Here is a 20,943-nt window from a genome sequence, read left to right as displayed (position 1 = left end):
CACGCGCATGACGCGGAAGGGAACCCACGCATGGCCGACCGTGCTCAGCTGCCCCGCCGGGGGTGCCACCCGCCGGTGGTGACGCTCAGCCCTCCGCGCGCAGCCGGACCAGGGCGCTCGCGTAGTCGTGCCGGGGCAGCTCCAGGGGCAGCCCGTGCGTCATGAGGACGGCGCCGTGGTGGAGGTCGCCGGTGTCCTCGTCGCGGTACCGGGCCGCCGGGTCGAGGCCGCGCAGCCGCAGGGGTGCGGTGGGCTGCCCGTGGGCCGGGTTGAGCCGCCAGGCGAGGACGACGGTCCGCTCGCCGTCGGTGTACTGGACGCCGTCGCCGTCGAGCCGGTACTGCAGGCCGTGGTGGACGACCGGCCTGATCTCCTTGTACAGCGCGACGAGGTCGGCGGCTTCGGCGCGTTCCTCGGCGGTCCACTCCAGCAGGTTGCCGCCGAGACCCAGGGCGCCCGCCATGGCGACGTGGAAGCGGAAGCGCAGCGGCACGGTGCGCCCGGTGAAGGGGTTGGGGCAGTCCGTCACCCAGGCGGCCATGGTGCGGGCCGGGTAGAGCTGGCTGTAGCCGTGCTGGATGGCGATCCGGTCGACGGCGTCGGTGTTGTCGGAGGCCCACGCCTGATCCGTACGGGCCAGGACACCCAGGTCGACCCGGCCGCCGCCGCCCGCGCACGCTTCGATGCGCAGCCGGGGATGGTCGGCGCGCAGCCGGTCCATGATCGCGTACACCTGGCGGACGTGCTCGTACCAGAGCCGGTCGGAGTTCTCGCCGGCCTCGGGCCAGCCGGCCTGGCTGAAGGGACGGTTCATGTCCCACTTGAGGAAGTCGACGGCGTGATCCGTGACCAGCCGGTCGAGCCACGCGTGCGCCCAGGCGGCGACGTCCGGCCGGGCGAAGTTGAGGACGAGCTGATGGCGCAGTGCGGTGCGCTCGCGGTGCGGCATGTGCAGCACCCAGTCGGGGTGCGCGCGGTAGAGGTCGCTGTCGGGGTTGACCATCTCCGGCTCGACCCAGAGCCCGAAGCGCATGCCCAGCCGGTGCACCTCGGTGATGAGCGGGGTCAGCCCGCTCGGGAACGCCTCGGGGTGGGGCGTCCAGTCGCCGAGGCCCGCGGTGTCGTCGCGGCGGGCGCCGAACCAGCCGTCGTCCATCACGAACAGTTCGGCCCCGACCTCGGCCGCGAGCGCGGCGAGACGCTTCTGGCCGGCCTCGTCGACGTCGAAGCCGGTCGCCTCCCAGGAGTTGTAGACCACCGGCCGGAGCTCGTCCGGCCGGGGCAGCACATGTCCGGCCTGGTACGTGTGCCAGGCGCCGCTGGTGCCGCCGAAGCCGTCCGCGCGGTAGAGGCCGGCGAAGACGGGGCTGCTCCACAGCTGCCCCGGTCCGAGCTGCCAGACGAGTCCGTCGTGGCCCGCCCCGCCGGTCCAGCCGACCCGGTCGTCGGGGCTGCGCCACGCGGTGATGTGCCAGCTTCCGCTCCAGGCGAGGGCGGTGCTCCACACCTCGCCCGTCTCCTCGGTGGCGTCGCCGGCGTCGATCATCAGCCAGGGGTTGGCCTGGTGGCTGGTGGTGCCGCGGCGGCTGGTGAGGACGAGTTCGCCGTGGGGGAGCGGGGTGCGGCGCAGCTGCGTCTCGGCACCCCAGTCTCCGACGACGTGGCCGACGCGCCGGCCGGTGCCGTGGGGCAGGCTCCAGGCGGCGGAGTCGGCGCGCGTCAGGGTCAGGGGCTCGCCGTCGCCGGTGTGGCGCAGCTCGGTCCACCGTTCGACGACGTCGCTGTCCTCGTGGACCCGGTAGTGGAGGGCGATCTCCAGGGGGTGGTGCCGGTCGCGCCAGCGGATCGTGAGGTGGCCGCCGTCGACGGAGTGGTCGAGGTGGACCCACTCGACGCCCCTGCCGCCGTCCGGGAAGCGGATGCGGAGAGCGGGCGGTCCGTAGGCCGCGCCGGCCTCGGTGGGGTACTCCTCGCGGCCGTGGGCCGTCCCCGCGAAGCTGCTGGGCGGCGGGGGCGGCGGGGGGACGGTGAGGACCTGTTCGAGGGTGAGCGACGGTCCCCAGTGCACCTGGCGCGGAGCGTCGTCATCGTCCAGACAGAGGGCATAAGCGCTGTTCGGAGTGGCGATGAGCCACAGCCGGCGGGAGGGGTCGTAGGACACCGGATTCATGGCGGCGAGCGTAGGTTCCGGTTTCCTCGAATTCAATACTTGACGGAGGTAATTAATCCCCCCTACGGTCTCGCCATGCCTCGAACCCCTGAGTCCCCCGCCCCGATCAGCACCCCGGCCGCCGCCGCGGTGTTCACCACCGTCCTGACCGGCGGGCCGGTGTCGAGAGTGGAGATCGCCCGGCGCACCGGACTCTCCTCGGCGGCGGTCACCCGGACGGCGCGCCCCTTCATCGAGGCGGGCTACCTGGAGGAGCTCTCGGCCGACGAGCGGACGGGCCCCGGCGCCGGCCGGCCGGCCAGCCCGCTGGCCATCCGCGCCGACCGGGAGTTCTTCATCGGCGTCAAGATCACCAACGAGGACCTGATCGGAGTGGTCTGCGACCTGCGGGCGCAGGTGCGCACCTCCCGCCACCACGTCCTGACCACCCAGAGCGTCGACGGCGTCGTCGCGGCGCTCGCCGAACTGGTCGAGGAACTCCTTTCGGAGTCCGACGCCTACCGGGAGCGGACCTACTGCCTGGGCGTGGCGGTCTCCGGCGACGTCGACCGGACGTCGGGGATGGTGCGCTACTCACCCTTCCTCGGCTGGCGCGACGTGCCGCTCGCCGCGCTGCTCCACGACGCCACCGGCCTCGTCGCCACCCTGGAGAACGACGTCAAGGCACTCACCGTCGCCGAGCAGTGGTTCGGCGAGGGTGTGGGGGCGTCCTCCTTCGCCCTGGTGACCGTCGGCACCGGCATCGGCTGCGCGATGGTCCTCAACGGCGGCCTGGTCACCGGTGCGCACAACGTGGCGGGCGAACTCGGACACGTCCGCGTCTCCGACGCGGGGCCGGCCTGCCACTGCGGTGGCAGCGGCTGCATCGAGGCCATCGCGTCCACCGGCGCCATCGTCGCGCGGGCCCGGCTGGCCGCCGGCGATCCCGCACTCTCCATGGACGAGGCGGTCGCCCGCGCCAGGGCGGGCGACGAGGACATCCGCTCCGCCTTCGACCGGGCCGGCCACGCGATCGGCCTCGGACTGGCCGCCGTCGCCAACCTGATGGGACCCGAGCGGATCGTCGTGTCCGGCGAGGGCGTCGCCTCGTACGACCTGTTCGAGGAGCAGATCCGGGAGGCCTTCGCCGGCCAGGCGTTCGGCGCCGCCCACTGCGAACTGATCATCCGGCCACTGCCCTTCGAGGAGTGGGCGCGCGGCGCGGCCGCGACCGCCGTGCAGACCCTCTTCACCGCCGAATCGATCTGACGCCCCTCAGACCGACCCCTGAGCCCCCCTGTCACCGCACTGAGCCACCCCCCTGAGTCACCCCTTGAGTCACCGCACTGAGCCACCCCTTGAGTCACCCCCCAGAACCACCTGCCTGAACGAAACGTCCCCACCTCACCGTCAGGAGCCGCGACGATGCACGCCACACCGAAGGCCCTCGGCCGCAGACAGTTCCTCACCACCTCGCTCCTCATAGCCGGCGGCGTCGCGCTCTCCGGCTGTACGAGCGACCCGCTCAAGAAGAACGAGGGCGCGGGCGGCGCCAAGATCGTCCTCAACCAGTGGTACCACGCGTACGGCGAGAAGGGGACGCAGGAGGCCGTCAAGCGGTACGCCCTGGAGTACACCAAGGCCCACCCCGACGTCGCCATCAACATCACCTGGGTGGCCGGCGAGTACGAGACCAAGCTCAACTCCAGCCTGCTCACCGCGGACGCCCCGGACATCTTCGAGATCGGCGACTTCCGCCACCAGATGGTCAAGAACGGCCAGCTCGCCCCTCTCGACGACGTCCTCGGAACCGCGAAGTCCGAGTTCTCCCAGGCGGCCCTCGACGTCGCCACCGTGGACGGCAAGGTCTACGGCATCAAGATGATCGACGACATCATGATGCTGTACTACCGCCGCAGCCTGCTGGAGCAGGCCGGCATCACCCCGCCCCGGAGTTACTCCGAACTGGTCGACGCTGCCGACCGGTTGACCACCTCGAAGAGGAAGGGCCTGTTCGTCGGCAACGACGGCATCGGCGACGCCGGCTACCTCATGGCCTGGTCCGCCGGCGGAGAGCTCATCGAGGGCGAGAAGACCGTCTTCGCCCGCCCGGGGACCGCGGCGGCCATCGGCGGCCTCCGCCGACTGCACGACGCGAAGGCCCTGTTGCTGGACTTCACCACCGACTGGTACGACCCCGGGGCGATCAGCCAGAACGCCACCGCGATGCAGTGGTGCGGGCTGTGGGCGATGCCCGACATCAAGAAGAACCTCGGCGACGACTTCGGCGTCGTGCCCTGGCCGTCCTTCGGCCCCGGCGGCCGGCCGGCCGCGCGCCTGGGCGGCTGGTACGAACTGGTCAACGCCAAGAGCCGGCACGTCGAGGAGGCCAAGAAGTACGTCCAGTGGCTCTGGCTCCAGCAGGCCGACCTGCAGCGGGACTGGTGCGTGAGCTACGGCTTCCACGTGCCGCCGCGCACCGGCGTCGCCGCGCGGACCAGCGAGTTCGCCGGCGGCGCCGCCAAGGAAGCCGTCGCCATCTCGCAGCAGTACGGCAAGTCCTTCCCGAACCTGTGGAACACCGCGATGGCCACCGCCTTCGGCGAAGCCGTCACGAAGATCGCCAAGCAGCAGGCCGATCCGGCCGCCGCACTGGCCAAGGCCGCCTCCGCGTGCCAGGCCGAGCTCGACAAGCAGCTCGGCTGAGGAGACGGCGCACCATGGCTCTGTCCACCTCACCGCCCCGCCCGGCGACGACGCCGCCCAGGACCCGTGCCAAGAGGCCGCCCCGCCGGAAGGCGGACCGGTCGGCCGTCCTCGCGTTCCTCGTGCTCACCGCACCGATGCTGCTGGGCCTCGCGCTCTTCAAGTACATCGCGATCGGCTGGAGCTTCGTGCTCAGCCTCGGCGAGGCACGCGGCACGCTCGACCCGACCCGCTGGGTCGGCCTCGACAACTACGCGACCCTCCTCGCGGACCCCGGATTCCGCTCCTCGCTCGTCACCATCGTCCTGTTCACCCTCTTCATCGTTCCGGTGACGTTCGCGGCCTCGCTCGCGCTGGCCGTGCTGGTCAACCGGATCCGACGCGGGCGCGCCTTCTTCCGTACGGCGTTCCTCCTCCCCGCGGCCGTCTCCTACGTCGCCGCCGCCCTGGTCTGGCGGATGAGCCTGTTCAACGGCCTGCCCTCGGGCATCGCCAACACCATCGGCGGACTGCTCGGCTTCGACCCCGTGCCCTGGATCGCCACCCAGCACCCCCCGCTGTACTGGATCGTCCTGGTCACGCTGCGGCTGTGGCTCCAGCTCGGCCTGTACGTGATCCTCTTCCTCGCCGGACTCCAGGCCATCCCGCCCCAGTTGTACGAGGCCGCCGCCCTCGACGGCGCGTCCGGCCAGCGGATGTTCCGGCACATCACCCTGCCGATGCTGCGGAACACCTCGGTGGCGCTCCTGCTGCTGATGACGATCGCCGCGTTCCAGGCGTTCGACGAGTTCTACAACCTGTTCAGCGGCGGTCTCGGCGGCAGCCGCACCGCACCGGTGAGCCCGCCGCTGGTCCACCTCTACAACGTGGCACTCGGCGACCAGAACTACGGCGTCGGCTCGGCGGGCGCCTTCCTCCTCACCCTGATCATCGTCGCGGTCACCCTGCTCCAGGGCCGACTGGTCGGCTTCGGCCGGAAGGACTGACCGTCATGAGCCGACACCCGGGCCCGAGCCCGATCCACCGCCGCACGGCGGCCACCTTCGCCACGTACCTCTCCCTCGGGATCGCCGCCACCGTCTTCCTGCTGCCCTTCTACGTCATGCTGCGCAACGCGCTCATGACACAGCAGCAGGTCACCTCCCCCGACTGGCAGTGGCTGCCCCAGCCCTTCACGCTCGACAACTTCACCGGGCTGTTCACCGACCCCGCCGTCCCCATGGCGGGCGCGCTCGCCAACTCCCTGCTGATCGCCGCCGTCACCGCGCCCGTCTCCACCCTGCTCGCCTCGATGGCCGGCTACGCGCTGGCCAGGATCCCCGTACCCGGAAGCGGCGCGGTGTTCTCGTTCATTGTCGTGACGCTGATGATCCCCGGCTCGGTCACCTTCATCCCGACCTTCGTCGTGGTGGGCTCCCTGGGCGGGGTGAACACCCAGTGGGGCATCATCGCCCCGGGCCTGTTCAACGCGTTCGCGGTGCTGCTGTTCCGCAACTTCTATCTGCGCTTCCCCGCCGAGATCGAAGAAGCAGGACGCATGGACGGCCTCGGGTACCTCGGGGTCTACCGCCGGATCGTGCTGCCCAACTCGACGTCGATGTTCGCGGCGCTCGGCGCCCTGTCCTTCATCGAGAGCTGGAACGCCTTCCTGTGGCCGCTGGTCATCGGCCAGGACCCGAGCACCTGGACGGCCCAGATCGCCCTCTCGACCTTCCTCACGGCGCAGTCGGTCAACCTGCCCGGACTGTTCGCCGGCGCGGTCGTCACGATCGTGCCCCTCGCCGTGATGTTCCTGGTCGCCCAGCGCCACATCGTCCAGGGCATCACCCTGAGCGGCCTCAAGGACTGAGGCCCTCCCTCCCCCCCAGGGGCGCCGTCCCCAAGGCGCCCTGCCCGCAGAGGAGTTCCCCGCATGAACGACTCCGTGTCCCCTCCCTCCCGGCGCACCGCTCTCCGCGTCGCCCTGCTGATCGCCCTCCTGGTCGCGGCCCTCCTGCCGACCGCACCCGCCCGGGCCGCTTCCGTCACCGTCCCGGTCGGCGCCCCGATCACCGACACCACCGGCAACCCGGTCCACACGCACGGCGGCGGCGTCATCAACGTCAACGGCTCCTTCTACTGGTTCGGCGAGGACCGCAATCCCGACGACACCTTCCGCTCCCTCTCGGTCTGGCGCTCCACCGACCTGAAGAACTGGGAGTTCCGCAACCACGTCCTCACCCAGGCGAGCCACCCCGAGCTGCAGCTCGCCAACCTCGAACGCCCCAAGGTCGTCCACAACGCGGCCACCGGTCAGTTCGTCCTGTGGGCCCACAAGGAGAACGGCGTCGACTACACCGAGGCCGAGGTCGCCGTCGCCGTCTCCTCCACCGTCGACGGCGACTACACCTACCAGGGCAGCTTCCGACCGCTCGGCCACGAGTCACGGGACATGACGCTCTTCCGCGACGACGACGGCAGCGCGTACCTGATCTCCGCCGCCAACGACAACGCCGACCTCCACGTCTACCGACTCACCGCCGACTACACGAACGTCCAGTCGCAGGTGCAGACCCTCTTCCCCGGCGCCCGCCGCGAGGCCCCGGCCATGTTCAAGCGGAACGGCGTCTACTTCCTGCTCACCTCCGGACAGAAGGGCTGGCTGCCCACCCAGCAGCAGTACGCCACCGCGAGCTGCGTCGCCTGCGCCTGGAGCGCCAACGCGAACGTCGGCGACTCCCAGGCGTACGGCTCGCAGACCGCGTACGTCCTGACCGTCCAGGGCACCCAGGCCACGACGTACCTCTACCTGGGCGACCGCTGGGCCGGCTCCTGGGGCGGGCCGGTCGAGGACTCCACGTACGTCCGGCTGCCCCTGAACTTCCCGACCGCCACCACGATGACCATGGCCTACGCCAGGGAACTGGCCGTCGACACCACGGCCGGCACCGTCACCCCGATCGGCACCGGCTACGACCGGCTGACGGTGCGCCACTCCGGCAGGTGCGTCAAGGCCAACCAGTCCGCGGTCGTCCAGTACGGCTGCACCGGCAACACCGACCAGCAGTGGCGGATCGACTCCCTCGCCGACGGCGAGTCCCGCCTGGTCTCCCGCAGCGCCAACAAGTGCATGGACCTCGCCACCGCCGTCATCACCTGGACGTGCGGCGTCGCCAAGCCCAAACAGCACTGGACCGTCCGGGACCTCGGCACCGGCTACGTCCAGCTCGTCAACGCCGTCACCGGCGAGTGCGCCGAGGTGGCCAACGCCTCCACCGCCGACAACGCCCAGCTCAGGCCGGCCGTCTGCACCGGCGCCACCCACCAGCAGTTCCAGCGCACCTCGCTCTGATCAGGACCACCCCGCCCCCCCACCACCACAACGGAGGCCATCATGGCCAGACCGCGCGTCATCGCGGCGCTGAGCGCCGCGCTCATGGCGGCGATCGCCGCCGTCGTCCCCTCGGGCTTCTCCGCACAGGCGGAGACCGTGCCGCCGGCCGGGACGCTCATGCCCACCCACCCCATCGTCCCCGCCGCCGGCTGGACCGACGACACCGGACGGCTGCTCCAGGCCCACGGCGCCGGCCTCTTCAAGGTCGGCTCCACCTACTACATGGTCGGCGAGGACAAGACCGCCGGACAGCACTACACCGCCGTCGCCTGCTACTCCTCGCAGGACCTCACCAGCTGGCACTTCGAGGGCGACGCCCTCTCCCGCCGGGCCGACGGCGACCTCGGACCCGGCCGCGTGGTCGAGCGGCCCAAGGTGATCTACAACGACAGCACCCGCCAGTACGTGATGTACATGCACGTCGAGGACCCGACCTACCAGGAGGCGAAGGTCGGCGTCGCCACCAGCACCACCCCGTGCGGCGCGTACAGCTACCGCGGCAGCTTCCGGCCCCTCGGCCACCAGAGCCGCGACATGGGACTGTTCAAGGACGACGACGGCACCGGCTACCTGCTCACCGAGGACCGTGAGAACGGCCTGCGGATCGACAAGCTCTCCGCAGACTACCTCTCGGTCGAGAGCGGCACCGCCCTCGTCGACAGCTTCGAGTCACCCGCCATGGTCAAGGCGGACGGCCTGTACTACCTCTTCGGCTCCCGCCTGACCGGCTGGTCCAGCAACGACAACGCCTACGCCACCGCGCCCTCGCCGGCCGGCCCCTGGAGCGCGTTCAAGACCTTCGCGCCGGTCGGCAGCCGCACCTTCGACTCGCAGGTCTCCACCATCGTCCCGGTCACCGGAAGCCGTGGCACCACCCACCTCTACGTCGGCGACCGCTGGAAGCCCGAGCGGCTCTTCGACTCCCAGCCCATCTGGCTGCCCCTCAGCATCGGCGGCGGCACCGCGAGGCTCGACTGGCAGGACAGCTGGAGCCTGGACGTCCACTCCGGCACCTGGTACCCGCAGAACGCCGACGCCACGTACGAGGCGGAGGCCGCCGGCAACACCCCGACCGGCGGCGCCGTACGCAGCGACTGCGGCGCCTGCTCGGGCGGCGGCAAGGTCGGATGGCTCGGCAAGGGCGCCGCGCTGCGGATCAACGGCGTCACCGTGCCCCACGACGGCACCTACACCCTGAAGATCGGCTACTCCAACGGCGACGCCACCGACCGCACCGCCACCCTGAAGGTCGACGGCGGAACGTCCGCCGCCCTCTCCTTCCCGCCGACCGGCGGCGACCACACCGGCGTGGCGACCGCCACCGTGCGCCTCGCCGCGGGCAGCCACACCCTGGAACTCGGCAACCCCGCCGGCTGGGCGCCCGACATCGACCGGATCGCGCTGCCCGACGGGCCCGCCACCGCCGTGTCGCTCACCGGAACCCCGACCTACCCCGGGTCGCCGGTGGTGCTGGCCAAGACCGGCACCGACACCCCGCTCACCGCGGACTTCACCGACCTCGGACCGACCGCCGTCACCGACCCGTCGGTGACCGTCACCGCCCCCACGGGCTGGACCGTCACCCCCACCGGCAGCAGCCCCAAGGGCGGCCTCGGCCTCGGCCAGTCCCTGCGCACCTCCTGGACCGTGCGGCCCCCGGCCGACGCCAAGCCCGGCAAGTACCAGGTCAAGGCCACCGCCGCCTACCGGTGGAACGGCAGCCGGGACACCACCGTCGACAAGACCCTGACGCTCACCGTGCCACCGCCCGTCCCGACCGGCACCCCCTACGCGAGCGACCTGCCGATCATGGCCTCGTCCGCCGACTGGGGCATCGTGCAGCGCGACAAGAGCCCGGCCGGCCACCCGATCGTCATCGAGGGCGTCCCCTACGCCAAGGGCCTCGGCGCCCACGCCAAGTCCAGGGCCCTGTTCTACGTCGGCGGCGGATGCCGGACGTTCCACGCGACCGTCGGTGTCGACGACGAGGACGGCCCGCGGGGCTCGGTGACCTTCGAGGTCTGGGCCGACGGCCGCAGGATCGCCGAGAGCGACGTCCTGCGCGGCACCGACCCGGGCCGGCCGTTCACGGCCGACATCACCGGCGCCACCGAGGTCGAACTGCGCACCACCGACGCCGGTGACGGAAACTACTACGACCACTCGGACTGGGCCGAGGCCCGCTTCACCTGCTGACACGAAGGCGCTACGGCCTCTCCCCACCGCAGGACGGGAGAGGCCGTACGCCGCGCGTCTGTCATCCGTCGGTGCGTCAGGCGACCGACGGCAGGATGTTGGCGTTGCGGTGGAAGACGTTGTCCGGGTCGTACGTGGCCTTGATCCGCGCCAGCCGCCGGTACTTCTCCGGCCCGTAGGACGCCCGGACGCGGTCCTCCTCGATCTCCGCCATGAAGTTGACGTAGCCACCGGGGCGGACCGCGTGCGGCAGCAGCTCCGTCCACAGCCCCCTGACCCAGGCGGTGTCCGCCACCAGCTCCTCCGGATCGAGGCTGAGGGCGGTGAGCGCCAGCATGTAACCGGGTTCGCGCGAACCCCCGTAGGCCGTGGCCTCCTCGTCGACCTCGGCGAAGGCACCGTCCAGGCGGAAGGTCGGGCAGAAGGTCAGCGGCGAGGTCTTGCGCCGCAGGTGGTCGTTCAGCAGCGCGATCACGTCGTCGGTGAAGTCCGCGAGCGGCAGCCCCTTCTCGTAGTCGAGAATCCCGTACGGCGAGGAGTCGTCGAGCATGCTCTGCAGGCCGGTGTACGGCAGCGGTGTCCGCATCTCGAAGAGCCTCGGCGGCCCCCCGTCCAACAGGGCGGCCGCGGCGGCGTGTTCCTCCGCGCCGGCGAACCCCGCGATGATCAGTGCGTGGCCGAGCTTGCCCTGGTGCTCGGCCGGCACGAAGGGCTCCGGCGGGGCGTTCAGCCCGACGCCGACCAACGCGCTGTGCCGCGGCGGAAGCGCCGGCACCACCTCGCGGATCAGTTCCAGGGCCTCGCGGCCCACCGACATGTCCCAGAAGAAGACACCGACGTGCACCTCGGGCCCCACCGGGTGCAGCGCGAAGTCGAAGGCCGTGACCACCCCGAAGTTGCCTCCGCCGCCGCGCAGCGCCCAGAACAGATCGGGGTTCTCGTCCGCGGACGCGTGGACGAGGGTGCCGTTGGCCAGCACCACCTCGGCACCCAGCAGGTTGTCGACGGTCAGCCCGTGGTCGCGGGTGAGCCAGCCCATGCCACCGCCCAGGGTCAGACCGCCGACCCCCGTGTGGCTGATGGTGCCGGACGGCACGGCGAGGCCGTGGGCCTGGGTGGCGGCGTCGAGCTGGGCCAGGGTGGCTCCGCCGCCACAGCGTGCGGTGCGGGCCCCGGCGTCGACCTCGATTCCGTGGATCGCGGTGAGGTCGACGACCAGACCGTCGGGGCAGACGGCGGCTCCGGCCGGGTTGTGACCACCGCAGCGCACCGAGACCTCCAGGCGCTCGTCCCGGGCGAAGGCCAGCGCGGCGGCGACGTCCTCGGGTCCGACGCAGCGGACGATGAGGGCGGGGCGGTGGTCGATGGCCCCGTTCGCGACGGAGCGGGCCCTGTCGTACTCAGGATGCTCCGTCCCGAGGACGTCTCCCCTGATGCGGTCACTGAGCGCGCTGACGGCCTGATCGGCGAGGTGCGCCATGGCGGCCTCCGCGGAACGGACGGGGCTTGCTCTTGCCACGCTAGTCCCGGGCGCGCGGGTCGACAATTCGGGGCCGGGCGTCCTCGCGGAGTTCAGCCCACGGTCCACTTCTGGGCCGCGGTGCCGTTGCAGGTCCAGATCTGCAGCCGGGTGCCGTTCGCCGAGTTGCTGTTCGGGACGTCGAGGCACTTGTCCGCGGCGACGTTCACGATGTCGCGGGCCGCTTCGACGCGCCACTTCTGGGCGCCGGTGCCGTTGCAGTCGTACAGCTGGAGCTTGGCTCCGTCCGCCGTGGACCCGGCGGTGACGTCCAGGCACTTCCCGAGCGCGCGGATCGAGCCGTCGGCGTTCACGGTCCACTGCTGGGCCGCGGTGCCGTTGCAGTCGTAGAGCTGGACCGGGGTGCCGTTCGCGGGGTTCGCTCCGGCCACGTCGACGCACTTGCCGCCGAGGCCGGTGATCGGGCCGCCACCGCCGGACGGCGGCGCCGACTGGTCGTTCGTGACGCGTACGTAGTCGACGGTCAGGGTGTTCGGCATCGGGGTGCTGCCGTCCGGGTCGCCGGGCCAGTAGCCGCCGACGGCGAGGTTGAGGATGAGGAAGAAGGGGTGGTCGAACACCCACTGGCGGCCGCCGAGATCGGCCGGCGTGCGGGTCTGGTACGTGACGCCGTCGACCTTCCAGACCAGCTTGTCCGGCGACCACTCGACACGGAAGGTGTGGAAGCCGTCCGCGAACGGCGCCCCGTTCGTGTAGGCGGCGCCGATGCCGCCCGAGCCGGAGTAGCCGGGGCCGTGGAGGGTGCCGTGCACGGTGTTCGGTTCGAAACCGACGTTCTCCATGACGTCGATCTCGCCGCTCTGGGGCCAGCCGACGCTGCCGATGTCGTTGCCGAGCATCCAGAACGCTGGCCACATGCCCTGGCCGCGCGACATCTTCATCCGGGCCTCGAAGGTGCCGTACGTCTGGGTGAACTTGCCGGCGGTGTTGAGCCGGGCCGAGGTGTACTCGCACCGGCCGTACCAGCAGGTGTAGTTGCCCGGGTTCTCGCGCCGGGCGGTGATGACCAGGTTGCCCTGGCCGTCGTGCACGGCGTTGTTCGTGGAGTTCGTGTAGTACTGCCGCTCGTGGTTGTTGACGTTGTCGCCGGTCTCCAGGTTCCACTTGGAGCCGTCGACCGGAGTGCCCGCCGGGGCGTTGAACTCGTCGCTGAACGTGAGGGCCTGGGCGCCGACTTCGGCCGCGACCGCCGAGGCGGCCGCGGTGGCGGCGGTCGCGGACGGCTGCGCGGTGGGGCTCACCAGGGCCGCCACGGTGGCGCAGCCGAGGCCGAGGGCCAGGAGAAGGCGTGATCGTCGAGAGGGAGGTGCGGACATCGTTGTCACCGCCGACGTGGGGGAGGGGTCGTGGACGGCAACGAAGCGTGCCATGGTCCGGACCAGGTCGACAAGAGCTTGGGCCGAATCCGGCCTCAACCGGCTTTCTGCGTTCGGGAGTTGTACGCGGGAGGGGTTGACGTGCGGGAGGGGCCTCCATAGCTTCACACCTTAAAGAAAGCCTGAAGGTCTGGGTGGACCCCATCGAAAGGTTTGTCAGGTGCACTACAGAAACAAGTTCTGGTCCGGCGCCCCCCGCCGCCTCGCCGCCCTCCTGAGCGGCACCCTCCTCGCGAGCGGCCTGGTCATGACCGGTCCCGGCGTCGCCGAGGCCGCCGGCGAGCGGGTCGACGTCTGGCTGACCACCACCTCCGACACCGGCGGCCGTACCGTCACGCGGGGACTCGCCCCGCAGACGCCGATCGCCTTCGGTCCCGCCGGCGGCAGCGCGAACCGCACCATCGCCGTCGACGAGAACACCACCTACCAGCAGTTCGAGGGCGGCGGCGCCTCGATCACCGACACCACCGCCCACCTCCTCCGCGGCGGCGCGATCAGCGCCGCCACCCGCGACGAGGTCATGCGCAAGCTGTTCTCGCCCACCGACGGCATCGGCCTCTCCTTCGTCCGCAACCCGATCGGCGCCTCCGACCTGTCCCGGCCCGGCAACGTCTCCCTCGACGACACCTGCTGCGACCTGAACGACTTCGGGGCCAACGGCTACGACACCGATGTGCGGCTGCTCACCGTCCAGGCCAAGCAGCTCAACCCGGCACTCCGGCTCAAGGCCGTGCCCTGGAGCGCACCCGGCTGGATGAAGGACAACGGCCGGATGGACCAGATGGGCTGGCTGAAGTGGGAGTACTACCCGCTCTACGCCCAGTACCTGGTGAAGTACCTCCAGAGCTACCAGGCGGCCGGCGTGAAGATCGACTACCTCTCCGTCCAGAACGAGCCGAACTGCTGCCAGGCGGGCAACCCCACCGCCATGAACTACCCGGGCATGAGCTGGAACCCGTCCGGTCTGGCCGAGTTCACCAAGAACCACGTCTACCCCGCCTTCCGGGCCGCCGGGATCACCACCAAGGTCCTGGTCCACGACTGGAACTACGGCGACTACGCGAACTTCGGCTCCGGCGTCCTCAACGACGCGGGCGTCCGCAACGACCCGCTGTTCGGCGGCATCGCCTGGCACGGCTACGCCGGTGACCCGGCCGTCGGCACCCAGGTCCACGACCAGTACCCGACGGTCAGGCAGTTCAGCACCGAGCACTCGGGCGGCACCTGGATCGGCAACCAGCACAACGAGGACCTCAAGGACATCGTCGACTACGCCCGCAACTGGAGCAGCAGCCTGACGAAGTGGAGCCTGGCGCTCAACCAGGACATGGGCCCGCACAACGGCGGCTGCGGCACCTGTACGGGGCTGATCACGGTCCAGGAGGGCGGCCCGCGCGCCGGCCAGGTCGACTACACGATCGAGTACTACACGACCGGCCACCTCACCAAGTTCGTGCGCCCCGGCGCGTACCGCATCGCCTCCACGGCGGACGCGACCGTACAGAACGTGGCCTGGCGCAACCCCGACGGCTCCAAGGCGCTCATCGCCCACAACGGCGGCGCCTCCGCCCAGTCCGTCCGCGTCGACTGGGGCGGCCAGTCCTTCACGTACAGCCTGCCCGCCCGCACCACCGCCACCTTCACCTGGTCCGGTACGACGGCGAGCGCGCCGACCGGACCGCTGACGGGTCTCGCCGGGAAGTGCCTGGACGTGGCCGGCGCGGCCACCGCCGACGGCACCGCGGTGCAGCTCTACACCTGCAACGGCACCGCGGCCCAGCGCTGGACCCTGGCCGCCGACGGCACCGTGCGGGCGCTCGGCAAGTGCCTGGACGTCTCCACGGGCGGGACCGCCGACGGGACCAAGGTCCAGCTCTACGGCTGCAACGGGACCGGTGCGCAACGCTGGTCGTACAACGCCTCGACGCACGACGTCGTCAACACGGCGGCCGGCAAGTGCCTCGACGTCACCGGCAACACCTCGGCGGACGGCACCCGCACGCAGATCTGGTCCTGCACGGGCGCCGCCAACCAGAAGTGGACCCACCAGCCCTGACCCGGGGTGCCGTCAGGGGAAGGCGACGACGGTCGAGGGGACGGTCCCGGTGCCCTGGGTCGGGGCTCCGGTGTCGTTGATGACGTGCTCGAACTGGCCGTTTCCGCCGAGCGACACGGTGAGCAGGCCGTGGAAGCTCACGCCCGGCTTCACCGGGGCCTTGAAGCCGTGGTCCTGACGGATCGTCGGGTCGACGTTGTAGTAGCAGTAGCTGCCGAGGCCCCAGCCCTCGTGGGCGGTGACGGAGTCGTCGACCCGGTAGGCGGCGTAGCCCCTGGTGCCGCCGTTCTGGATGGCGGCCTGGTCGGGCGCGTCGTACGCCTTCTCGTTCTGGAAGAAGATCGTGCGGCCGCGGTCGCCGTACCACTCGACGTCGTACTTGTTGAAGTGCTCGACGAACAGGCCGGTGGCGAGGACGTCGTCGCCGTTGACGCGGACGCCGTAGTCGGCAAGGTTGGTCTCCCAGCCGACGCCGTCGCCGTGGTCGGCCCGCCACACCCAGGTGTGGTCGACGATGGTGTCGTCGCTGTTGACGACGATGCTGGTGGTGGCCCTGCCGGCCCCCGCGCCGCCGACCCTGACGTAGACGTCCTGGACGGTCGTGGGGTCGGCGGCGTGGTCGGCGGAGGCGTTCTGCGGTCCGACCTCCAGGAGCGTCGGCGAATTGACCGGGCCGGCGTCGATCAGGAAGCCCGCGAGACGGACTCCGTCGACGTCGGCGACGCGCAGCGCGGTCACACCGTTGTCCGGGACGATCGTGGCCAGGCCGAGGCCGAGGACGATCGTGCGCGCACGGTTCACCTCGATCGTCCGGTCGACGTGGTGGATGCCGGGCGTGAACAGCAGGTGCAGGCCCTGGGCGAGCGCCTGGTTGATGGTGGCCGCGCCGGTGCCGGGCCTGACCACGTAGAACCGGCTCAGCGGGATCCTCTCGCCCTGCGGGGTGCCGTTCGCCCAGGTGGTGCCGCGCGCGTCGGTCCGCTTGGTGGGGGAGAAGACCTTGTACTCGTTGTCCTCCCAGATCAGGTAGGGCTTCTCGCGGGAGACCGGGGTGGTGGGGAGGGTGGTGTACTTCGGCTCGGGGAAGGCCTGCGCGGGCGCGCCCTCGGTGCCGGAGAACACCTGGTTCCAGACGCTGTTGGACCAGCCGCCGATCGAGCTGTCGCGGGTGTACCACTGCTGCTGCGAGTAGTTGCCGACCTGGCCGTCGACCTTCGAGTCGGCGATGTAGCCGCCGCTGGCCCAGCCGTAGCCGCTGGGCGCCAGGTCGAGGTTGCCCTTGACGTGCATGCGGCGGAAGGACGAGGCCTGGGACACGGCCCAGCGGTCGGTGCCGTTCACCGGGTCGAGGGCCAGGCCCTCGGCGCCGCGCCAGAAGTTCTGGGTGGCGTTGCCGTTGAACCAGCCGGCGTCGACGGTCACGTCGCCGTTGACGGTGGTGTCGTCGGGCCGGATGCCGAGGCCCGCGATCTGGGTGTAGAAGCCGATCTGGGCGTTGAGGCCGTTGTACGTGCCCGGCTTGAACAGGAAGGCGTGCCGTCCGGTGCCGAACTGGGCGGATTCCTGCTGCCGGAAGACCTCGTCCAGCTGTCCCTGGATGTTCGGGGTGGACGGGTCGATCACGTGGACGTTCGGGCCGAGGTCGCCGCCGCCGGGCAGGGTGGTGCCGCCGCCGGTGGTGCCGTACACCTGGAACTCCCAGAGCGAGTAGCCCCAGGCCGTGCCCCGGGTGAGGCCCTTCATCCGGACGTAGCGGCCGGTGCCGGAGAGGGTGACGTCGTCGGTGCCGCCGTCGCCGCCGGTCACGGTGGTGACGGTGCGCCAGTCGGTGCCGTTGTCGGAGGCCTGGATCTCGTAGCTCCTGCCGTAGGCGGCCTCCCAGGTCAGTACGGCGCTGCTGAGCGTGGCGCTCTGGCCGAGGTCGACCTGGAACCACTGGGCGTCGGTCCAGTCGCTCGCCCAGCGGGTGCCGGTGAGGTCGCCGTCGACGGCGCCGGCCGCGGTGAAGGGGCCCTCCGTGGAGGAGGCGGTGGCCGTCCCGCCCTGGGAGAGCAGGGTGGGGGCGGCGGAGGCCGTCGAGGCGGGGATGACGGAGAGGAGGCCGCCGGCGAGTGCGGCGAGGAGGGCGCCGACGGTGGCGCGTCGGACTGCCGGGGGGCGCCGGAGGGCCGGCGGTGACCCGACGGAAGAGGAAGACATGGGGGCTCCTCGGGATGAGGGGGGAACAGGGGAAGGTGCTGTGCCGGGTCAGCGGTTCCGCGTCCGGTGGGCGCGGATGATGTCCGCGTACCGCCGGCCGCTCGTCTTCACCGTGCGCCGCTGGGTCGCGTAGTCGACGTGGACCAGGCCGAAGCGCTTGTCGTAGCCGTAGGCCCATTCGAAGTTGTCGAGCAGGGACCAGGCGTAGTACCCGGCCAGCGGGGCACCCTTGCGCAGGGCGCGGGCGCAGGCCGCGAGGTGCTGCTCCAGGTAGCGGGTGCGGTCCGGGTCGTGCACCTCGCCGTCGGGGCCGACGGTGTCGGCGAAGGCCGAGCCGTTCTCGGTCACGTACAGCTTCCGCACGCCGTAGTCCTCGGTGAGGCGGAGCAGGAAGGCCTCCAGGCCGCCGGCGTCGACCGGCCAGTCCATGCCGGTGCGCGGCACGCCGGGCAGGCGTACGGAACGGGAGTGGGGGACGGGCCCCGCCGGGTCGTCGGCGACGGTCTCCGGGAAGTAGTAGTTGAGTCCGTGCCAGTCGAGCGGGGCCGCGATCAGTTCCGGGTCCCCCGGCCGCTCGGGGAGCTCGACCCCGTACAGCTCGCGCATGTCGGAGGGGAAGCCGCGCCCGTACACCGGGTCGAGCCACCACCGGTTGGTGTGCCCGTCGACGCGGCGAGCGGCGGCGATGTCCTCGGGGCGGGTGGAGGCCGGGGTGATGGTGGAGTGGTTGGTGACGAGGCCGACGCGGGCGCCGGGCGCGGCGGCGCGGAGGGCGGCGGTGGCGAGACCGTGGCCGAGGAGCAGATGGTACGAGGCGCGGACGGCGGCCGTGAGGTCCGTCAGGCCCGGCGCCATCCGGCCCTCCAGGTGGCCGATCCAGGCGGAGCAGAGCGGCTCGTTGAGGGTGGCCCACCGGGTGACGCGGTCGCCGAGCCGGGCGGCGACGACGGAGGCGTAGTCGGCGAGGCGCTCGGCGGTGTCGCGGGCGGTCCAGCCGCCGCGGTCCTGCAGGGCCTGGGGCAGGTCCCAGTGGTAGAGGGTGACGTTGGGGGTGATGCCGGCGTCGAGGAGTCCGTCGACGAGCCGGTCGTAGAAGTCGAGCCCGGCCTGGTTGACGGGCCCGTCGCCGTTCGGGACGACGCGGGGCCAGGCGACGGACATCCGGTACGCGTCGGTGCCCAGCTCCCTCATCAGGGCGATGTCCTCGGGCCAGCGGTGGTAGTGGTCGCAGGCCGTGTCGCCGTGGTCGGCGTGGTCGATCGCGCCGGGGACGCGCGAGAAGGTGTCCCAGATGGAGGGGGCGCGGCCGTCCTCGGCGACGGCGCCCTCGATCTGGTAGGCGGAGGTGGCGGTGCCCCAGGTGAAGTCCGCGGGGAACGCGCCCAGGTCGAGCGTGCGGTGGTCGGTGGTGTCGGACAAGGAGGACCCCTTCGTGAAAGGCCGGAGGGTGTGCGGCCGGAGGCCGGGGGAGGGTGCGGCAGGACGGGTCACTTGACCGCGCCCGCCGTGAGGCCCGCGACGAGATAGCGCTGCAGGAGGAGGAACCCGGCGACGACGGGCACGCTCACCACGAGGGAGGCGGCCATCACCTGGTTCCAGTAGACGTCGTTCTGGGAGGCGTAGCCCTGCAGGCCGACGGCGAGGGTGCGGGTGGTGTCGTCGGTCATGACGGAGGCGAAGAGGACCTCGCCCCAGGCGGTCATGAACGCGTAGACGGCGACGGCGACGATGCCGGGCAGGGCGGCGGGCACGATGACCCGGAAGAGGGCGCCGACCGGGCCGCAGCCGTCGACCTCGGCGGCCTCGTCGAGCTCGCGGGGGATCGAGTCGAAGTACCCGGTCAGCATCCAGATGGAGAAGGGCAGCGAGAAGGTCAGATAGGTGAGGATCAGGCCTTCCCGCGAGCCGAACAGGGCGATGCCGGTGGCGTTGCCGATGTTGACGTAGATGAGGAAGAGCGGCAGCAGGAACAGGATGCCGGGGAACATCTGCGTCGACAGGACGGTGACCGTGAAGACGCGCTTGCCCCGGAAGTCGTGGCGGCTGACCCCGTACGCGGCGAAGACCGCCACGGCGACCGAGAAGACGGTGGCCGCGCCCGCCACGGTCAGGGAGTTCAGGAAGTAGTCGGCGAGCGGGACGGTGTCCCAGATGTCGAGGTACGGACGGAGCGTGAGCCCGGACGGGATCCACTCGAACTTCCCCGACACGTCCGCGAGGGGCTTCAGGGAGCTGGACACCATGACGTACAGCGGCAGCAGGACGAAGCCGGTGAGCAGGGTGAGGAAGATCCGCCGGGTCCACAGGAAGGAGCGGGGCGCGGCCATGGGGGAGCGGGGGGCGCGCTCAGGCATCGGAGGCCTTCCTTCCCCTGGTGGTGAGCAGGAGGTAGACGCCCGTGACGAGGAGGAGGAACAGCAGGAGCAGCACGGACATCGCCGATCCGGTGCCGAAGTTCCACGTCAGGAAGGACGACTGGTAGATGTGCAGGGAGATCAGGTCCGCCGCTTCGGGGGCCGCCTTGCCGAAGAGCACGAACGGCGTGTTGAAGTCGTTGAAGGTCCACAGGAAGAGGACCAGGACGAGGACCTGGTTGACCTGGCGCAGGGACGGCAGGGTGATGTGGCGGATCTGCTTCCGGACGCCGGCGCCGTCGAGGGCGGCCGCCTCGTACATGTCCCGGGGGATGTTCTGCAGTCCGGCCATGACGGTCAGGAAGGCGAACGGCCAGCCCTTCCACACGGAGACGGTGAGCAGGGCCCAGAAGCTGTTGTCGCCGATGAGCCAGAAGGCGGGGCTGTCGCCGATGCCGAGCTGGTCGTGGAGCACGTGGTTGATCAGTCCGTTGTCCCGCTGGAACATGAACGCCCAGGTGATGACGGCCGCGTAGACCGGCAGGGCGTACGGGACGAGGAAGAGGGTCCGAAGAATGCCGCGGCCGCGGAAGTTCTCCTGGAGGAGCACGGCGGCGGCCGTGCCGAGGAACCAGCACAGGGCGACGGACGCCAGGGTGAACAGGCAGGTGGTGAGGAAGGACTTCAGGAGGGCCTGGCCGACAGGGGCGTCGAAGTCGATCGAGACGGAGTAGTTGTCGAGGCCGGCCCAGGGCGCGGACGACCAGTCCCGGATGAAGAACTGGGTGAGCTCCTTGAAGCTCATGCCGATGCCCATGAGCATCGGGATCAGGTGGACGAGGAGTTCGAGGAGGAGCGCGGGCAGCAGCAGCAGGTACGGGAGGGCGATGCGGCGCCCGGAGCGGCGCCGTGCGGGCGCCGCCTCGGGTCCGGCCCTGCGCACCGCGCGCTCGCTCCGCTGAGTGACGGCGGTCTGGGTCATCTCGGCTGCTGC

The 20,943-nt window shown here is 71.1% G+C and carries 14 protein-coding genes; 7 read left to right on the top strand and 7 right to left on the bottom strand.

Annotation, left to right across the window (positions count from 1 at the left end; genetic code table 11):
- Positions 1-85: 85 nt before the first annotated feature.
- Positions 86-2,170 carry an alpha-galactosidase gene (locus tag ACWGN5_RS22085; RefSeq protein ID WP_453517743.1) on the bottom strand — a complete coding sequence of 695 codons (2,085 nt, stop codon included), beginning with the start codon at positions 2,168-2,170 and terminating at the stop codon, positions 86-88.
- A gap of 75 nt (positions 2,171-2,245) precedes the next feature.
- On the opposite strand from ACWGN5_RS22085, the gene ACWGN5_RS22080 reads away from it, so the two are divergent.
- From ACWGN5_RS22080 to ACWGN5_RS22055, 6 genes are all read left to right on the top strand, one after another.
- Entirely contained in the window at positions 2,246-3,418 is a 1,173-nt protein-coding gene (locus tag ACWGN5_RS22080; RefSeq protein ID WP_453517741.1) for an ROK family protein, read from the top strand.
- A 156-nt stretch (positions 3,419-3,574) separates the two neighbouring features.
- Positions 3,575-4,855, top strand: a complete 1,281-nt coding sequence (locus tag ACWGN5_RS22075) for an ABC transporter substrate-binding protein (protein WP_453517739.1) — start codon at positions 3,575-3,577, stop codon at positions 4,853-4,855.
- Positions 4,856-4,869: 14 nt separating this feature from the next.
- On the top strand, positions 4,870-5,841 hold the full coding sequence (locus tag ACWGN5_RS22070; RefSeq protein ID WP_453517736.1) for a carbohydrate ABC transporter permease: 972 nt from the start codon (positions 4,870-4,872) through the stop codon (positions 5,839-5,841).
- A 5-nt stretch (positions 5,842-5,846) separates the two neighbouring features.
- Entirely contained in the window at positions 5,847-6,704 is an 858-nt protein-coding gene (locus ACWGN5_RS22065; protein WP_453517734.1) for a carbohydrate ABC transporter permease, read from the top strand.
- 63 nt (positions 6,705-6,767) lie between these two features.
- Positions 6,768-8,186 carry an RICIN domain-containing protein gene (locus ACWGN5_RS22060; RefSeq protein ID WP_453517731.1) on the top strand — a complete coding sequence of 473 codons (1,419 nt, stop codon included), beginning with the start codon at positions 6,768-6,770 and terminating at the stop codon, positions 8,184-8,186.
- Between the two features lie 42 nt (positions 8,187-8,228).
- Positions 8,229-10,424: an NPCBM/NEW2 domain-containing protein gene (locus ACWGN5_RS22055; protein WP_453517728.1), complete on the top strand. Its 2,196-nt coding sequence runs from the start codon at positions 8,229-8,231 to the stop codon at positions 10,422-10,424.
- Between the two features lie 76 nt (positions 10,425-10,500).
- On the opposite strand, the gene ACWGN5_RS22050 is transcribed toward ACWGN5_RS22055, so the two are convergent.
- Positions 10,501-11,904 (bottom strand): FAD-binding oxidoreductase, encoded by a 1,404-nt coding sequence (locus tag ACWGN5_RS22050; RefSeq protein ID WP_453517725.1) that lies wholly within the window; start codon positions 11,902-11,904, stop codon positions 10,501-10,503.
- Between the two features lie 92 nt (positions 11,905-11,996).
- Complete coding sequence (locus ACWGN5_RS22045; RefSeq protein WP_453517722.1) at positions 11,997-13,280, bottom strand: lectin; 1,284 nt, start codon at positions 13,278-13,280, stop codon at positions 11,997-11,999.
- Positions 13,281-13,500: 220 nt separating this feature from the next.
- On the opposite strand from ACWGN5_RS22045, the gene ACWGN5_RS22040 reads away from it, so the two are divergent.
- Positions 13,501-15,396 (top strand): ricin-type beta-trefoil lectin domain protein, encoded by a 1,896-nt coding sequence (locus ACWGN5_RS22040; protein ID WP_453517719.1) that lies wholly within the window; start codon positions 13,501-13,503, stop codon positions 15,394-15,396.
- Positions 15,397-15,408: 12 nt separating this feature from the next.
- Here the strand turns inward: ACWGN5_RS22040 and ACWGN5_RS22035 are convergent, their stop codons facing one another.
- The 4 genes from ACWGN5_RS22035 to ACWGN5_RS22020 form a co-directional block, all read right to left on the bottom strand.
- The gene (locus ACWGN5_RS22035; protein WP_453517716.1) at positions 15,409-17,595 is read right to left on the bottom strand and encodes a discoidin domain-containing protein; all 2,187 of its coding nucleotides are present in this window, start codon (positions 17,593-17,595) and stop codon (positions 15,409-15,411) included.
- A 48-nt stretch (positions 17,596-17,643) separates the two neighbouring features.
- Positions 17,644-19,014 carry a GH1 family beta-glucosidase gene (locus ACWGN5_RS22030; RefSeq protein ID WP_453517713.1) on the bottom strand — a complete coding sequence of 457 codons (1,371 nt, stop codon included), beginning with the start codon at positions 19,012-19,014 and terminating at the stop codon, positions 17,644-17,646.
- Between the two features lie 68 nt (positions 19,015-19,082).
- The gene (locus ACWGN5_RS22025; RefSeq protein WP_453517833.1) at positions 19,083-19,922 is read right to left on the bottom strand and encodes a carbohydrate ABC transporter permease; all 840 of its coding nucleotides are present in this window, start codon (positions 19,920-19,922) and stop codon (positions 19,083-19,085) included.
- A gap of 19 nt (positions 19,923-19,941) precedes the next feature.
- Positions 19,942-20,931 (bottom strand): carbohydrate ABC transporter permease, encoded by a 990-nt coding sequence (locus ACWGN5_RS22020; protein ID WP_453517710.1) that lies wholly within the window; start codon positions 20,929-20,931, stop codon positions 19,942-19,944.
- Positions 20,932-20,943 lie beyond the last annotated feature (12 nt).

The organism is Streptomyces sp. NPDC055815 (genome assembly GCF_053616475.1).
This window is presented reverse-complemented; position numbering and strand designations above follow the sequence as displayed.

Excerpts from the sequence above, each read along its gene's own strand:
- ACWGN5_RS22085 (WP_453517743.1), bottom strand. The coding sequence starts at position 2,170 with ATGAATCCGGTGTCCTACGACCCCTCCCGCCGGCTGTGGCTCATCGCC.
- ACWGN5_RS22080 (WP_453517741.1), top strand. The coding sequence starts at position 2,246 with ATGCCTCGAACCCCTGAGTCCCCCGCCCCGATCAGCACCCCGGCCGCC.
- ACWGN5_RS22075 (WP_453517739.1), top strand. The coding sequence starts at position 3,575 with ATGCACGCCACACCGAAGGCCCTCGGCCGCAGACAGTTCCTCACCACC.
- ACWGN5_RS22070 (WP_453517736.1), top strand. The coding sequence starts at position 4,870 with ATGGCTCTGTCCACCTCACCGCCCCGCCCGGCGACGACGCCGCCCAGG.
- ACWGN5_RS22065 (WP_453517734.1), top strand. The coding sequence starts at position 5,847 with ATGAGCCGACACCCGGGCCCGAGCCCGATCCACCGCCGCACGGCGGCC.
- ACWGN5_RS22060 (WP_453517731.1), top strand. The coding sequence starts at position 6,768 with ATGAACGACTCCGTGTCCCCTCCCTCCCGGCGCACCGCTCTCCGCGTC.
- ACWGN5_RS22055 (WP_453517728.1), top strand. The coding sequence starts at position 8,229 with ATGGCCAGACCGCGCGTCATCGCGGCGCTGAGCGCCGCGCTCATGGCG.
- ACWGN5_RS22050 (WP_453517725.1), bottom strand. The coding sequence starts at position 11,904 with ATGGCGCACCTCGCCGATCAGGCCGTCAGCGCGCTCAGTGACCGCATC.
- ACWGN5_RS22045 (WP_453517722.1), bottom strand. The coding sequence starts at position 13,280 with ATGTCCGCACCTCCCTCTCGACGATCACGCCTTCTCCTGGCCCTCGGC.
- ACWGN5_RS22035 (WP_453517716.1), bottom strand. The coding sequence starts at position 17,595 with ATGTCTTCCTCTTCCGTCGGGTCACCGCCGGCCCTCCGGCGCCCCCCG.
- ACWGN5_RS22025 (WP_453517833.1), bottom strand. The coding sequence starts at position 19,922 with ATGGCCGCGCCCCGCTCCTTCCTGTGGACCCGGCGGATCTTCCTCACC.
- ACWGN5_RS22020 (WP_453517710.1), bottom strand. The coding sequence starts at position 20,931 with ATGACCCAGACCGCCGTCACTCAGCGGAGCGAGCGCGCGGTGCGCAGG.